This is a genomic window from Paraburkholderia sp., from assembly GCF_047605525.1.
Taxonomy (GTDB): domain Bacteria; phylum Pseudomonadota; class Gammaproteobacteria; order Burkholderiales; family Burkholderiaceae; genus Paraburkholderia.
On sequence record NZ_JASGFN010000014.1, the window covers coordinates 218,489 to 233,414 of the forward strand.

Below are 14,926 nucleotides of genomic sequence, written 5' to 3' on the forward strand. Positions count from 1 at the left end.
CGCGCCAGTCTGAAGAGGGCTCCAGAACCCGGCGGCGCGCCCGAAGACCAACGATGGAGACGCGATGAACCCGATCCAGACGCCTCGAGCGCCTGCCACCCAGGCCGCTCAGTCCCGCGAGACCACGGCCGCCGCCGCCCGCACCCGCACCCGATTCGGCATCCTCGCGCTGCTGGCGGTCGGCACGACGATCAACTATCTCGACCGGAGCGTCGCGGGCATTGCGGCGCCAGGGATGAGCCATGACCTCGGCCTCACGCCGGCGCTCATGGGCGTGATTTTCTCCGCGTTTTCGTGGACCTATACCGCTTCGCAGATCCCGGGCGGCCTTCTACTCGACCGTGTCGGCACCCGCTGGACCTATTTCTTTGCGTTGACCTTGTGGTCGTTTTTCACCGGGCTGCAAGGGCTCGCGACCGGATTCGTTTCGCTGCTCGTCATGCGTCTTTTGATCGGCGCGGCCGAAGCACCATGTTTCCCGACCAACAGCCGGGTCGTGGCGGTCTGGTTTCCGCAAAGCGAGCGGGCCCGCGCCACCGGTGTCTACACGTTCGCCGAATACGTGGGCCTCGCGTTTCTCAGCCCGCTGCTCTTCTGGCTCGAACAACGCTATGGATGGCGCGCGCTCTTCGGCATGGTCGGCGCGGTCGGCGTTGCCTTCGGCGCGGTCTGGCTGCTGCGCTTTCACGAGCCGCATCAGTCGAAGCGCGCGAACCGTGCCGAGCTCGACCATATCGCGAGCGGCGGCGGCGTTGTCGACGGCAGCCAGCAAGCCACGCGCTTTCGCTGGTCCGATGTCGGCGCGCTGCTGCGCCGCCGCAGCATGTTCGGTATCTGCATCGGCCAGTTCGCCTGCAACTCGACCAACGTGTTCTTCCTCACGTGGTTCCCGACCTATCTCGTCACCGAGCGCCATATGCCGTGGCTGAAGGTCGGCATCGTGGCCGTGCTGCCGTTCATTGCGGCCTCGGTGGGCACGCTCTCGGGCGGCTGGATCTCCGACGCCATGCTGCGCCGCGGCGTCTCGCTGAACTGGGCGCGCAAGCTGCCGGTCATTTCCGGACTGTTGCTCGCGGCGACCATTGCGCTGGCGAACTATGTCGATTCGACCGCGGCGGTGATCGCGATTCTCTGCGTCGCGTACTTCGCGCAAGGGATGTCCGCGCTTGCCTGGATGATCGTTTCCGATATCGCGCCGAAGGGCCTGCTCGGGCTGAGCGGCGGCATCTTCAACCTGTTCGCGAACGCGGCCGGCATCGTCACGCCTCTCGTGATCGGGCTGATCGTCAACGCGACGGGCTCGTTCGTGTACGCGCTCGCCTTCATTTCGGCGGTCACGCTGATCGGCGCGCTCTCATACCTGTTCGTGGTCGGCGACATCAAACGCATCGTCCTCGCGAATACCGATTCCTCCTGTACCTGAACTTCAAAGGAAATGTTTGCCATGAGTCACACTCTCGACGGGCAGGTCGCGATCGTCACGGGCGCCGCACGCGGCATCGGGCTCGGCATCGCGCGCCAGCTCAAAGCGGACGGTGCGCGCGTCGCCGTCTGGGATCTCGATACCGGCGGCTGCGATGCAAAGCGTCTCGGCTTCACGCCGGATCATCTGGCGTCCGTGGATGTTTCCTCGTATGAGGCGGTGGAGCGCGCATTCGAGGCGACGGTCGCCGCGCTGGGCCAGGTCGATATTCTCGTGAACAACGCGGGCATCAACGGACCGGTGGCGCCGAGCTGGGAGTATCCCGTCGAGACCTGGCAACAGGTGCTGGCCGTCGATCTGAACAGCGTGTTCTACACGTGCCGCGTAGCGGTCCCCCACATGCGCAAGCGGGGCGGCGGGCGCATTCTCAACGTCGCCTCGATTGCCGGGAAAGAGGGCGTGCAGTTCATTTCCGCATACTCGGCGGCAAAGGCGGGCGTGATCGCTTTCACGAAATCGGCGGCCAAGGAGCTCGCTCACGACAATGTGCTGATCAACTGCATCGCGCCCGCGATGGTCGAGACGGAACTGTTTCGCGAAATGTCGGATGAACACATTGTCGCGAGCAAGGCGAAGATCCCGATGGGCCGCTTCCTGCAGATCGAGGAGGTCGGCCGGATGGTGAGCTGGGTAGTCAGTCCCGCATGCAGCTTTACCACCGGCTTTACCTTCGACCTCACGGGCGGGAGGGCCACGTATTGAACCCCGCCGAACATATTGCACGCCCGCTTGCCGTCGCGCATTTGACGGTGCTGGAATACGCGCCCGAGCAGTGGGTGCGTCTCGCGGCCAAGGCGGGCTTCAATGGCGTGGGGCTGCGCCTGCATCCGGCCACGCCGGGCGGGGTCGCCTATCCGGTCACCGCGGGAAGCGAAGCCTGTAGAGCGCTGCGCGATACGCTCGACGGGGAAGGCGTCTCAGTCCTCGATGTTGAATTCGTCCCGATCGTGCCGGATCTCGATCCTCGATCTTTCGTGCCGTTGTTCGAAACGGCGGCATCGCTCGGGGCTTCCTGCGTGAGCGTGTCGGGCGATGACTCCGACCAGCCAAGACTTGCCGCGAATCTCGCCGCGCTCGCCGTTCTTGCAAAACCATTCGGTTTGCGAATCGGTCTGGAATTCATGCGCTGGCGGCATGTGGGCACGCTCGCGCAGGCGCGCGCGGCGATTGAATGCGCCGCGCAGCCTAATCTCGCGCTGGTGATCGACGCGTTGCATCTGTCTCGCGCGGGTAGTACGCCGGATGATGTTGCCGCCGTGCCGCCGGAGTCGATCGGTTTCGCCCAGCTTTGCGACGCGCCTGGTGCGCAGCCGGCCAACGACGAGGAAGCAATACGCGAGGCGCGCACCGCGCGGCTCGCGCCGGGCGACGGCGCGTTGCCGCTCGACGCGCTGCTCCGGGCGTTGCCGTCCGATGTCGCGCTGAGCGTCGAGATGCCCATGCCGTCGCTGCCTGCCGAGTCGCGTATCGATCTGGCGTATCGCGGCGCGCGGCGCGTCGTGGATCGCGCGAGCGCCGCCGCAAAGGTCTGACAGGGAGCACAACATCATGACCGTATTCGACGACGACAAGATCGATTGCCATTGTCACGTGTTCGATCCCGTTCGCTTTCCGTATCGCGACGACACCGCTTATCGGCCCGCGCAGCAGGAGGTGGGCACGCCGACGCAGTTCGTGCGCGTCATGGACGCCTATGGTGTGCGCCACGCACTGCTGGTCGGCCCGACGAGCGGATATCGGACCGACAACCGCTGCCTGATCGACACGCTTGAAACCTGGGAAGGACGCTTTCGCGGCGTGGCCGTGGTCGACAACGATATTAGCCGCGGCGAGCTTGCCGCGTTGCGTCGCACGGGCGTGGTCGGGGTGGCGTTCAATCCCGCGATGGAGGGCATCGACCTCGTGACAGGCGCGGGCCCTCTTTTTGGGTTGCTGGCGGATCTCGGCATGATCGCCCAGGTGCAGGTGAGCGGCGACCAGATGAGCGCGCTGGGTCCGTGGCTCGCGCGGCAGCCCGCGGCGATCGTGGTCGATCATTGCGGGCGCCCGAACAGCAAGGACGGGATTGGCCAGGCGGGCTTCGACGCGCTGTTGCGTCTCGCTCAGAGCGGCAGGGTGAACGTCAAGCTTTCGGGCTGGCAAAAATACTCCCGCGCGCCGCATCCCTACGAAGACACCTGGCCCTACGCGCACGCGCTGTTGCGCGCATTCGGACCGGAGCATTGCGTGTGGGGCTCCGACTGGCCGTTTCTGCGCGCACCCGAGCGGCTCGACTATGGCCCGCTGCTGACGCTGTTCGAGGCGATCGTGCCTGATGCGGCGATCCGCGGACAGATCCAGTGGGACACGCCGCGACGGCTGTTCGGTTTCGATGCGCAGCGTCCCGACGGGGATGCGTCATGGCATCGGGACCGCTTCGAATCACTCGCCTCCTAACTTTCCTGTTCAGGACATCATGGAAAATATCAAACCTCTGCGCTTCGGCGTGCTCGGTGCCGCAAAGATTGCTCGCTCGTTTATCGCGGGCGTCGCGCCTTCGTCGCTCGTCGATGTGGTCGCCGTGGCGAGCCGCGATCTGAAAAAGGCCACGCAATTCGCGAGCGAACTCGAGGTGCCGCGTGCCCACGGCTCATACGAGGCGCTGCTCGACGATCCGGATATCGATGCCGTCTACGTGCCGCTGCCCAACACGCTGCACGCCGAGTGGGTCATCAAGGCCGTCGAAGCCGGCAAGCATGTGCTGTGCGAAAAGCCGATTGCCGTTTCGAAAGCCGAGACGCTGGCCATGTTCGACGCCGCGCGGCGCAACGGCGTCTTCCTCGCCGAGGCCTATCCCTATCGCGCGCAGGAGCAGACGCTTGCGCTGCGTCGTTTGCTGGACGAAGGCGCCATTGGGCGGCTGCAAACGATCATTGCCTGCTTTGGCGTGAAGTTCAGCGACCCCGCCAATATCCGGCTCGATCCGCAGCGCGGTGGCGGCGCATTGCTCGACGCGGGTAGCTATGCAACGAACATGGTGCGCATGGTGGCCGGCGAGAAGCCGACGCGGGTGAACGCCATCGCGCGCTGGTCGGAAACGAAGGTCGATCTCACGGTGATCGCGAATCTGGAATTCCCGGGCGGTCTGCTGGGCCAGATCGCATGTAGTTTCAATACGGCCTACCATCGCCACGCGCTGATTGCCGGCACCGACGGCATTCTCGAAACCACGTTCCTCAACAGCCCGCCCGAGGCCGGTCCGCCTGAGATTCATCTGCGCCGGGGCGTGCCGTCCAGCACGCCGAGAGAAACGATTGCGTTTGCGGGCGGCAGTGGCTTTCTCGCTGAAGCGGAGAATTACGCGCGTGCGGTGGCGCTTGGCCGTGAGCATTGGAACGGTAGTACGGAAGCCGAATCGATCGATACCGTCGCGACGCTCGAAGCCATCGCGCGCAGCATTCGCTCCGGCAACTGGGAAAGCGTGTAAGCGGACCCGGCGCGTCCGGTGGTGAACGTAACAGACGCAGCGAAGACGTCTGCACTTTCAATATTGGAGACAAACATGAAAACCGAGGCAACGCTATCGTCCACCGACGATCTGTCGCTCGCACCGGCGCGCCGTTCGCGCACACGCTTCTCGATTCTCGCGTTGCTCGCAATCGGCACCGTGATCAACTACCTCGATCGCACGGTGCTGGGTATCGCCGCGCCGAGCCTCAGCAAAGATCTCGGCCTGTCGGTGGGAATGATGGGTATCGTGTTCTCCGCATTTTCGTGGACTTACACGCTTTCCCAGATTCCCGCGGGATTGCTGCTCGATCGGCTCGGCGCGCGGAAGACCTATTTCATGGCGGTGGCGAGCTGGTCGACGTTTATCGTGCTTAACGGCCTGTCCGGCGGGCTCGTCTCGCTGATGATCTATCGGCTGGGCCTCGGCGTTGCTGAGTCGCCGTGTTTTTCGGCCAATAGCCGCGTGGTGGGCCACTGGTTTCCGCAACGTGAGCGGGCGCGGGCGACCAGCATTTACCAGGTGGGGCAGTATATCGGTCTCGCCGTATTCAGCCCGCTCCTGTTCTGGATCATCGCGGCATTCGGCTGGCGCGCAATGTTCGTGATCGTCGGCGCGGCGGGCCTGGTGTTTGCGCTCGTCTGGTGGCTGCGCTATCACGAGCCGCACGAATCGCCCACGATGAACGACGCCGAGCGCGAGTACATCGGCGCGGGCGGCGGCCTGGCAACGACAGCCGATGCGCGGCGTGCGTTTTCCTGGCACGACGTCGGCAGCCTGCTTCGCCGGCGCGCAATCTGGGGCGCGGCAATCGGGCAGTTCGCGGGCAATTCGACGGTCGTATTCTTTCTCACCTGGTTTCCGACTTACCTCGTCACCGAGCGTCACATGGCGTGGCTCAAGATCGGCTTCTTCGCCATCCTGCCGTTCCTTGGCGCGTCGGTAGGCGTGCTGTTCGGCGGCTGGCTTTCCGATCTGCTGTTGCGGCGCACCGGGCGCGTGAACGTGGCCCGCAAGCTGCCCATCATCACCGGGCTTCTGCTTTCGTCGAGCATCGTGGCGGCTATCTTCGTGAAGAGCGATGCGGCCGTCATCGCGGTCATGTCGCTGGCATTCTTCGGTCAGGGCATGGGCGGGCTGGGCTGGTCGATCGTTCCCGACATCGCGCCGAAGCGGCTGATGGGTCTCACCGGAGGCATCTTCAATTTCACGGCCAACATCGCCGGGATCGTCACGCCGATCGTGATCGGCGCAATCGTGGCGCTGACCGGCTCTTTCTACTGGGGGCTCATGTTCATCGGCGCAGTCGCACTGCTGGGTGCGGCCTCGTATGTCTTTATTCTCGGTGACATCAAGCGTATCGAGCTGCCGGGTGACGTCAATGCAGAGACCACCGCACCGAAACACGCGGCGTGAAGCCGCAAACGCAAGGCGTCGTTCGTACTGAGTGGATCGAAGCCGCCGCACGGGGCCACGTGCGTGTATGTGGTCGACTCCGGGGGGCACTGGGCATGAACGATATCCGCGACCGTTTCCGGGCATTCTTTGGCGAGAGTGGGGACTTGCGAGCAAACACATGCGGTACCGATGGTTGGCGAAGCGGTGGGGTAAGCAACCCGGGAGAGGTTCCGCCCAGGGTGCGAGTCCGGCTCGATCGGCCAGCGCGACGCACCTGGTGGGGATTTCGACAGATTGCGGGCGGCTGCCCGAGCTTGAGTCTGAAATAGTCCGAACCTCTCCAGTATGCGGCCGCTCGCCGGGCTGCGACACTTCGCGGCGGTCGCCGAAATCCTCAGGCGTTACGCGTCCCGCGGAGCGCTCCATTCTGTGCACCTGGAAGGCCGTCCACTCACATTTGGGATCTGGCTCAATCGCCCCGCATCTTGCTTGAGTTTAATCACCGCATAGCCGCGGCGACACGGGACTAAACTGTCGCGACCAGTCAGCAACGGAAATCGGCACATGTCTCATCGGCTTCGCCTCGGCGCCTTCATGTGCCCCACGATTAAATATTTCAACGATCGGCAACTGGCGCCTATGCTGACGTAATGGGCACATGCGCCTGGCGCCGCTACATCTGTCGTGTCGCGGCGACGATCCGAAGGAGAGTGCAATGACCGAATCTGTCCGGGACGACGAGGCGACCGCGCGTGTCGCATGGATTGCCGGGGTGGGCGCGAGCGCCGGATTAGGGGCGGCGCTCGCGCGCCGTTTCGCTCAGGAGGGTTTGCGCGTCGCGGTGACAGCGCGCTCTCGCGAGCGGCTCGATGCGATCGTCGACGAAATCCAGCGTGCTGGAGGGCGGGCCTGTGCGTTGCCCGGCGACGTCACGAGCGAGAGCGATCTCGCCGCCATTGCGGGGCAACTCGCTGGACACGGCACGCTCGAGGTCGCGATTTTCAACGCCGCGGGCGCAACGCGTGCGCCGACGCTCGAACTGAGTGCCGCGCAATTCGAGGCGGCATGGCGTGTTACGACGCTCGGCGGCTTCCTGTTCGCCCGTGCGGCGTTGCGACCGTTACTGGCGGCCGGAGGGGGTTCTCTGCTGTTCACGGGTGCAACTGCGTCGCTGCGCGGCCGACCGCCGTTTGCCGCATTCGCTTCCGCCAAAGCCGGCTTGCGCTCGCTCGCGCAGAGCCTCGCGCGCGAATTCGGTCCGCGGAACATACATGTTGCGCACGTGGTGGTGGATGGCGGCATCGACGGCGAGCGTCTGCGTACCTCCGCGCCGCAACGCGTGGCCGAACGTGGACCGGACGGTTTGCTCCAACCCGAAGACATCGCCGACGCGTACTGGCACCTCCACCGGCAGCAACGCAGCGCGTGGTCGCAGGAAATCGATCTGCGGCCATTCAACGAATCGTTCTAGCGTGATGAGAATGCAGGCAACGGAACCGGCACTCGCAGAGGAAACCACGCCCGGACGGAAATTAGGCCCTACGCACTCGACAAGGCCGACTCCATGTAACGAGCGATCGAGAGCGCTGCAATCGCAGACCGCCCGGTTATCGAATGAGCAAGCAGCCGCCGCGCCCACATTGTTCAGCCACGCCAGCTAGTCTTTTCAGCGGATGATGCTTTTTCCGGGCGGAAACCCTGCCTAGAGTGTCAGGCTTCAACCTGGCATTCGCGTCCTCATGCAAATCGATACATCTACGACTTCAGCCTCTCCGGAGGGAAGTTCAACGTCCACGGGTCAATGGCTATCCGTCATCGCCGTCGCCGTGAGTGCGTTCGCGTTCGTAACGGCCGAGTTTTTGCCGGTCGGACTGTTGCCGCAGATCGCACACGACCTGGGCGTTTCGACCGGTGTCGCCGGTCTCATGGTCACCACGCCCGGTGTCATGGCCGCGATATTCGCGCCGACGCTGATAGTCGGCGCCGGCCGCATGGACCGCCGCTACGTTTTTCTGCTTCTCACCGCGGCGCTCCTGATTGCGAACGTCGTGTGCGCGGTCGCCCCGGACCTTGCGGTCATGCTCGTGGGACGGGCATTGCTCGGCGCCGCGCTGGGCGGCTTCTGGACGCTGGCGACGGCGGCCGCCCCGCGACTCGTGCAGGCAAAAGACGCGGCCAGGGCGACGGCTACCATTCTGACCGGCGTCACCTGCGCAACCGTCATCGGCGTGCCGCTCGGGACCTTTATCGCGTCGTTTGCATCCTGGCGCATGGCGTTCGCCGCCACCGCGGGCCTGGTGTCGCTCGCGTTGCTGGCGCAGGCGTGGCTGGTACCTTCGTTGCCATCGGCATCGGCGTTGCGGATCGCGGACTTCAGGACACTGCTGCGCCGGTCTCGCACGAGGCTGAGCATGCTGATGGTCGCGCTCGTCTTTGGCGCGCATTTTTCGACCTATACGTACATTGCTCCGCTGCTGGAACACGACTTCTCGTTGAATGCCATCACGCTGCTGCTTTTCGGCTTCGGCCTGATCGGCTTCTTCTCCAATGCGTTGACTTCGATGGTGGTGTCGGACCATCTGAAGAAGTCTGTCGCCGCGATGGCATTGCTGTTGCTGGGCGCGATGTCGTCGATGCTGCTGCTCGAGCATTCGCCGATCGGCGAGACCGCGGGGATGCTGCTGTGGGGAATCGCGTTCGGAGCACTCCCGCTCTGCTTCAGCGTATGGATTCAGCGCGATACGGCAGACATGGCCGAAGCAGGGTCGGCCATGTTCGTCAGCGTGATCCAGGTGGCGATTGCGCTGGGGTCGGCAGTGGGAGGCACCATCGTCGACCGCGCGGGAATCCATGCTGACTTCACGTTGGGACTTGGACTCGCTTTGCTCGGCATGGTGACGCTGCAACGGCTTGCTGTGTCGGAACGGCCGGCCAGGGCGTCTTCTCTCGATCCCGCCTGCGACGCGTCGCCCGACTGACGCAAACCGGCGGTCCAGGAACCCTCGCAAAAACGCCGCGCGGACATTGCATCCGCGTCGCAAAGCATTGCACAAATGCTTGTTTGCACAAGCGTGCGCCCGTGACTAGATTCGATGAATGCCACGAGCAGGAGCACGCACGATGTCAATCAACCTCGCATCGATCTGTCGGCGGACCGTGTTCCGCCCCTTCGAAGCCGTGCGACAACGGCTTCATCACGATACGGAGCGGATCGCGGCCCGATCGCGGGACGCGTACGCCGCGCGGCACGACGATCCGGAGCGCCTCGAGCGGATCGCGATTTATGCGCGCGCGGGGTATTTCAACATGGGGTACACGCTCGAATCGTTTCACGTGATCGGGGACATCGCGCCGGATTGACAGTGCGGCCCGGCGCGTTTCGAGCGCACGTGATGGAGCGCAAACCATGAGCGATATCGTCGTCGAACAACCGGGGGTGGTTGAAGCCGACCTGAACTACCTCGTCGCCAACGGCGTAAAACCCGCCACCTATGCATACGATCCGCCCGCCGGTGTGCCGCGGCGCAGTGGCGTTTATCGGACCGAGCGTGTCAAGGTCGCCAATGCGCGGTTGACGCCGCCGCCTGGCGGTCTGTCGCTCGATCGCAACGGCTTCGAACTGCGCCGTCATGCAAGCGCGCTCAACGATTTCTCCGATCCCGCCGCGATCGAGCGCATTTACTATCCGGAATCTGAAGCATTGCTCAGGCGCTGGACGGGGGCGAAGCGTGTCGTCATCTTCGATCACACGCTGCGCGATGGCCGCACGGCGCGAGCGAGCAGCGTACGCGAGCCCGTCAAGTACGTTCACAACGATCAGACCTTCGTGTCGGGACCGCGCCGCGTGCGCGATCATCTGCCGCCGCATGAGGCGGCGGAACTGCTCAAGGGCCGGGTGGCGATCGTCAACCTGTGGCGGCCGGTCGGCTGGCCGGTCGAATCGTCGCCGCTCGCGCTGTGCGATTCGCGCAGCATCGCGCTCAACGATCTCGTTCCGTCCGATCTGATCTACCCGGACAAGGTCGGCGAAACCTACGCATTCGTGTTCGATCCACGACACCACTGGTACTACTTTCCGCTGATGACGCCCGACGAGGTGCTGCTGCTGAAAATCTACGATTCGGCCGGCGACGGCATTGCGCGGCTGACCGCGCATACGGCGTTCGACGATCCGTCGTCGCCGCCCGACGCGCGGCCGCGACGCAGCATCGAGTTGCGTTCGCTGCTGTTTTTCTGAGTCGGCGCGCCGCGTGTGACTCAAATCACGGAACTCAGAACAGCCCGAAGTCGTCGTTGCTGTCGGGAATCGCGTCAAGCAGATCCGTCAGCGCGCGCCAGCCGAGCAGGCTCGAAAGCGTCATCGCTATATGCAGCCAGTGCCGCGCGCTGTCGCCCGGCCGGCGAGCCGGGCATTGTCCCGATCCGGTATCGATGAAGGCGCGCCGCAACGGGCAGGTGGGCATGTTCTCTCTCCTGTATTGAACGTCCTGTGTGCTGTGTTCGTGCTTCTCAACGCGCCGCCGTTTCGGCGCCGGCTACGCGCGAGACCAGCGCCGCCAGTACCTCTTTCAACGTCGTCGCGCCGAAGCGTCGCTCGCGGACATTCCTTTCGACATCGATACGGGCCGCGTTGTGCGCGTCGTACAGATCGACGATCAATCGTGCGTGCCGCTCGCCAAGCCCGGCGCCGCGTAGCACGGCGCTCCAGTCGTTGCGCGGCACCGCCTGCGCCACGACCGGCCGTCCCGCCAGCTCTTCCAGTGTGCGTGCCACGTCGAGTGCGCTAACTCGCCGGTCTGCCTCGATACTGACGATTCGCGGCGTCGCGCGCGATACCCGTGCGTCGGCCAGCAACTCGGCCGCGAGCTGGCCGACGTCCCGCGCGGCGACGGTCGGGAACAGCTTGTCGAGCGGATGATGCAGGCTCGGCAGCACGCCGCGTTCGAGCGCGACGGGCAGCACGCGCGCCCAGTTGTGCATGTGCTCCGCGGCGCGCAGAAACGTCAGCGACGAATCGACGGGACGCAACTGTGTTTCGAGGTAGTGGAACAGTGTCGTGATGCCGGTGCCGTCCGCGTGTTCGGCGCCATAGTCGGACAGCGCGAGCAGGCGTGGCGGCGCAGCCGCGCGTAACGCGGCGACGCTCGCGTCGATCATGCGCCGCATCGCGGCAGCCGGATCGTCATGCGCGCGCGGCAGCGGACACAGCAACTGCACCGCCTGCGCGCCGTCGATCGCGCGCGCGACCGATTCCGCATCGTTCAGATCGGCGAGCGCGATCTCGCAGCCGATTGCCGCCAGCGCTTCGCCTTGCGCCGCGTCGCGAACCACCGCGCGCACATCGCGGCCCGCGCGACGCAGCGCGCTCGCGCTTGCGCGGCCCACGTGGCCCGCTGCTCCAAAAATGACGAACACGTCGTGCTCCCTGGGGATCGGTATGGCGTCATCGTAGGAGCGTGTTGCCGGCAAAGCGCGCAGATGCGGATGACGTTGCGCGGATCCGGATGATTTTTTGCAGCGAGGCGGCGCAAGTGGTGCGAATCGCTTCGGCGGTACCGGACACCACGGAATCCCGTAGCTTCAGCGAAACCGCAAAAAACACCGCACAATGCACGGATCTCGCCGCCCGCCAGGAGAACAGCGATGAACGCCATCACACCCGCAGCCAGCCCGATATCCGCGCCCGCGCCGCACAGCGGTTCTCGCGTCGCCGTGCGCACGAGCCGGGCGCTCGGCTGGCAGGGCTTCGGCGCGGAACTGGTGAACGTGTCGGCCGGTTTGCACCGGATGCCGGCGTTCCGGCATCACCGGGTGGGCGTGCATGTCGGTGCGCCGGTGACGGCGCGCTGCCTGTGCGATGCGCGCCGCCTCGCGCGGATTCAGGCGCATGGCGACGCCGACGTGATCCCCGCGGGACTCGAAGGTCAATGGACCGATGACGCCGCCTGCACGATTTTCAGCGTATGGTTCGCCGTGGAATTTGCGCAGCGGACCGTCGAGCAACTGGCGCTGAAATCGTCGGACGCGCAACTGCATCCGCGCTTCCAGATGCGCGATCCGCGCTTTCAGCATCTCGCATGGGCGCTGCGCGCGGAGCTCGAGGCAGACGACGCGTCCGATCCACTCTACGCCGAAAGGTCTGTGCACGGCGATGGTGGTGCGGCTGGTCGGCGGCGCGCCGGAGTCCGGCAACCGGCGGCGCACACTTGCGCCGCGCACGGCGGCACGCGTGATCGAATTTATCGACGCGCATCTCGACCAGCGTCTGACGCTCGACGACCTCGCCGCGCAGGCGCAACTCAGCGTGCCGCACTTCAAGGCGCTGTTTCGCGAAACGCTCGGCGTGCCCGTGCATCAGTACGTGGTGCAGCGCAGGGTGGAGCGCGCGAAAGCGCTGCTGCTCGAAGGCCGGCTCAGCGCGAGCCAGATTGCGCTCGATACCGGCTTTGCGCACCAGAGCCATATGGCTCACTGGATCGGGCGTTTGCTGGGCGTGACGCCGCGCGAACTGCGCGGCGCCGGCACCCCGCCATCCCACTCCCATCAACCCGGCGCCACCCCCGTCAATTGCGCATAAACATCATGCGCAAGCTGCAACAGCGTCTTGCGATCGATTCCGCCCGATACCGCATAGCCGAAATCGCCGTCGACCCAGTAGAACACATTGACCGGCCCCGACTGATACAGCTTGAACGCCGTCGTGTTCGAGTTCTCGCGCCGGTGCGAGATGCACAGCGTCACGCGCTCCCCGTTGGGTCCGCGGTACATGAACTGCGCGGTCGGGCCGTCGGCGCCGGGCAGCAGACGGCCGCCCGACAGCATGAAGCCGCTCTTCGACAGCATCGGCGGATGCACCTGGGTGCCGAGCCGGTCCGCGAGCCATTGCACGAAATCCTGCTCGTGATCGGCGCTCATGTCGCTCGGCCGGTCGATCGCCGGCATGTAGACCACGTGCGCGAGCGCTGCCTGGCGCGCGAAATTCTCGGCGCTGTCCGCGCTGACCGCCTGCATATCGGTGTGATCGAGCGCGACCGGCGGGATCAGATCGCTCCTGTGCATGCCGATTCCGATGCCCAGCACTAGCATCGCCGCCATGCCGCCGAACTGCGCGGCGTAGCGCGGCCAGTCCGCGGCAATTCGCGAGCGGCGCGGCGCGCCCGTTTGCAGACGCTTCGGCACGGGTTCGCTGAGCACGCGGTCGTAGCGCTCATGGAACATGCCGTTGAGCGAAAAATAATCGCTGACGCGCGCGGCCAGCTCCGGGTTCTGTTCGAGCGCGCGCTCCACTTCGGCACGGCGCTCTCCGGACAGCGTGCCGTCCACGTATGCGTGCAGATCTTCTTCGCCGATCGGCATTTGCGGCTCGCTCATCGCACCACCTGTAATTTCGCACCGGGCTGGGTGCCCGCCATCAAGGCCCGCAGCCGTTCGCGTCCGCGCGACAGCCGCGACATCACGGTGCCGATCGGGATGTTCAACGCAAGCGCGACGTCGGCATAGCTCATTTCCTCGAGGCCGACCAGCAGTACCACCTCGCGCTGCTCGACCGGCAGACGCTGCAACGCGTAGTCGAGGTCGCGCATTTCCAGCGAGCGGGTCTGGCCCGACGGCACGGCAAGCTCGCTTTCGGGGATGCTGTCGTCGTCGACCGCGACGTGGACCGCGCGCGCCGACGCCTTGCGCGCCTGATTCGCAAATACGTTGTGCATGATCGTAAAGAGCCACGCGCGCAGATCGGTGCCGGGCTGGAACAGACGGGTGCGGGCGAGCGCGCGTTCGAGCGTGTCCTGCACGAGGTCGTCGGCGAGTTCGCGATTGTTGATCAGCGCCCGCGCATAGCGCCGCAGACGCGGCACGTGTTCCATCAGCTCGTCACGGACATCCATGATGGGTCCCGGTTCTGGGGCTTGGGGTCGGCATCGGGTTCACTCGGGTCGGTATCGATGCGCGCGGGGCCGGCCGCGGTTGCCGCCGGCGCCTCGCGTATTCGACCTGTAAACATCCGTGAACGCATTTTATTCCGCGGACTTTGCCGGATCGATTTTTCGTCGGCTTTCAGCGGCGTTACCGCGCGGTCATCACGTCGGCGACGCGCATCAGGCCGTGGGTGCGCGCGTTGCCCGCCACGACGAAGCGCTGCCGCTGCGCGGTCCACGTCAACAGCCGCAGCTCGCCGACGCGCCGCGCGGACCACTGCGGCTGCGCGCGCGCGAACGGCGCCGCGGCCGACAGCAGCACCACCGGCTGCTGGTCGCCGTTCAGATAAACGAATTCGTTCGCGCGCTGCAACGGCCCGAGCGGCAGTACGCGTTGTTCGACGAGGCGCATTCCGATCGCGCTGAGATCCGGCGCGGACGGATCGGCGCGGGTCGGCGACGCGGCCGGAAAAGCCCGCGCGGTGGCCTGGGCCAGTGCCATCACCGCGGCGTTGTCGAGCGCCTGCGCGGACACCTGGGCCGCCGCGAGCCAGCCGCTCAGGACCACGAGCGTCAGCGCGAGCGCCGCGAGCACGTTGAGCATTCGACGCACGCGGCCGGCCGGCCGCGCGCGCGCGAAGG

The 14,926-nt window shown here is 65.4% G+C and carries 15 protein-coding genes and 1 pseudogene; 11 read left to right on the forward strand and 5 right to left on the reverse strand.

What is annotated here, in order from left to right:
- The first annotated feature begins 64 nt into the window (after positions 1 to 64).
- The 10 genes from QM685_RS21270 to QM685_RS21315 all read left to right on the forward strand — a co-directional run bounded on the left by QM685_RS21270 (position 65) and on the right by QM685_RS21315 (position 10,605).
- Positions 65 to 1,423: an MFS transporter gene (locus QM685_RS21270; protein ID WP_415118991.1), complete on the forward strand. Its 1,359-nt coding sequence runs from the start codon at positions 65 to 67 to the stop codon at positions 1,421 to 1,423.
- A gap of 21 nt (positions 1,424 to 1,444) precedes the next feature.
- The gene (locus tag QM685_RS21275) at positions 1,445 to 2,185 is read left to right on the forward strand and encodes an SDR family NAD(P)-dependent oxidoreductase (RefSeq protein ID WP_415118993.1); all 741 of its coding nucleotides are present in this window, start codon (positions 1,445 to 1,447) and stop codon (positions 2,183 to 2,185) included.
- The gene (locus QM685_RS21280) at positions 2,182 to 3,015 is read left to right on the forward strand and encodes a sugar phosphate isomerase/epimerase family protein (RefSeq protein ID WP_415118994.1); all 834 of its coding nucleotides are present in this window, start codon (positions 2,182 to 2,184) and stop codon (positions 3,013 to 3,015) included. Before QM685_RS21275 ends, QM685_RS21280 begins: the two co-directional genes overlap by 4 nt.
- Positions 3,016 to 3,031: 16 nt before the next feature.
- Positions 3,032 to 3,919 carry an amidohydrolase family protein gene (locus tag QM685_RS21285; RefSeq protein ID WP_415118996.1) on the forward strand — a complete coding sequence of 296 codons (888 nt, stop codon included), beginning with the start codon at positions 3,032 to 3,034 and terminating at the stop codon, positions 3,917 to 3,919.
- 19 nt (positions 3,920 to 3,938) lie between these two features.
- Positions 3,939 to 4,949, forward strand: coding sequence for a Gfo/Idh/MocA family protein (locus tag QM685_RS21290; RefSeq protein WP_415118998.1), 1,011 nt, complete (start codon positions 3,939 to 3,941; stop codon positions 4,947 to 4,949).
- Positions 4,950 to 5,024: 75 nt separating this feature from the next.
- Entirely contained in the window at positions 5,025 to 6,386 is a 1,362-nt protein-coding gene (locus QM685_RS21295) for an MFS transporter (RefSeq protein ID WP_415119000.1), read from the forward strand.
- Positions 6,387 to 7,083: 697 nt separating this feature from the next.
- Complete coding sequence (locus tag QM685_RS21300) at positions 7,084 to 7,839, forward strand: SDR family NAD(P)-dependent oxidoreductase (protein WP_415119002.1); 756 nt, start codon at positions 7,084 to 7,086, stop codon at positions 7,837 to 7,839.
- Between the two features lie 268 nt (positions 7,840 to 8,107).
- On the forward strand, positions 8,108 to 9,346 hold the full coding sequence (locus QM685_RS21305) for an MFS transporter (protein ID WP_415119004.1): 1,239 nt from the start codon (positions 8,108 to 8,110) through the stop codon (positions 9,344 to 9,346).
- A gap of 142 nt (positions 9,347 to 9,488) precedes the next feature.
- Positions 9,489 to 9,728: a hypothetical protein gene (locus QM685_RS21310; RefSeq protein WP_415119006.1), complete on the forward strand. Its 240-nt coding sequence runs from the start codon at positions 9,489 to 9,491 to the stop codon at positions 9,726 to 9,728.
- A 46-nt stretch (positions 9,729 to 9,774) separates the two neighbouring features.
- Positions 9,775 to 10,605: a CmcJ/NvfI family oxidoreductase gene (locus tag QM685_RS21315; protein ID WP_415119008.1), complete on the forward strand. Its 831-nt coding sequence runs from the start codon at positions 9,775 to 9,777 to the stop codon at positions 10,603 to 10,605.
- Between the two features lie 34 nt (positions 10,606 to 10,639).
- On the opposite strand, the gene QM685_RS21320 is transcribed toward QM685_RS21315, so the two are convergent.
- Together QM685_RS21320 and QM685_RS21325 are read right to left on the reverse strand one after the other, a co-directional pair.
- Positions 10,640 to 10,831, reverse strand: coding sequence for a hypothetical protein (locus QM685_RS21320; RefSeq protein ID WP_415119010.1), 192 nt, complete (start codon positions 10,829 to 10,831; stop codon positions 10,640 to 10,642).
- Between the two features lie 46 nt (positions 10,832 to 10,877).
- Entirely contained in the window at positions 10,878 to 11,783 is a 906-nt protein-coding gene (locus QM685_RS21325; protein WP_415119012.1) for an NAD(P)H-binding protein, read from the reverse strand.
- A 228-nt stretch (positions 11,784 to 12,011) separates the two neighbouring features.
- Between QM685_RS21325 and QM685_RS21330 the strand changes: the two are divergent.
- Positions 12,012 to 12,945: pseudogene (locus QM685_RS21330) on the forward strand (helix-turn-helix domain-containing protein).
- Here QM685_RS21330 and QM685_RS21335 read toward each other — a convergent pair.
- The 3 genes from QM685_RS21335 to QM685_RS21345 form a co-directional block, all read right to left on the reverse strand.
- Complete coding sequence (locus QM685_RS21335; RefSeq protein ID WP_415119014.1) at positions 12,912 to 13,739, reverse strand: anti-sigma factor family protein; 828 nt, start codon at positions 13,737 to 13,739, stop codon at positions 12,912 to 12,914. The pseudogene QM685_RS21330 and the gene QM685_RS21335 overlap by 34 nt on opposite strands.
- Positions 13,736 to 14,254 carry an RNA polymerase sigma factor gene (locus QM685_RS21340; RefSeq protein WP_415119016.1) on the reverse strand — a complete coding sequence of 173 codons (519 nt, stop codon included), beginning with the start codon at positions 14,252 to 14,254 and terminating at the stop codon, positions 13,736 to 13,738. Before QM685_RS21340 ends, QM685_RS21335 begins: the two co-directional genes overlap by 4 nt.
- Positions 14,255 to 14,432: 178 nt before the next feature.
- The coding region (locus QM685_RS21345) for a transcriptional regulator (protein WP_415119018.1) at positions 14,433 to 14,926 on the reverse strand (494 nt) is incomplete at its 5' end.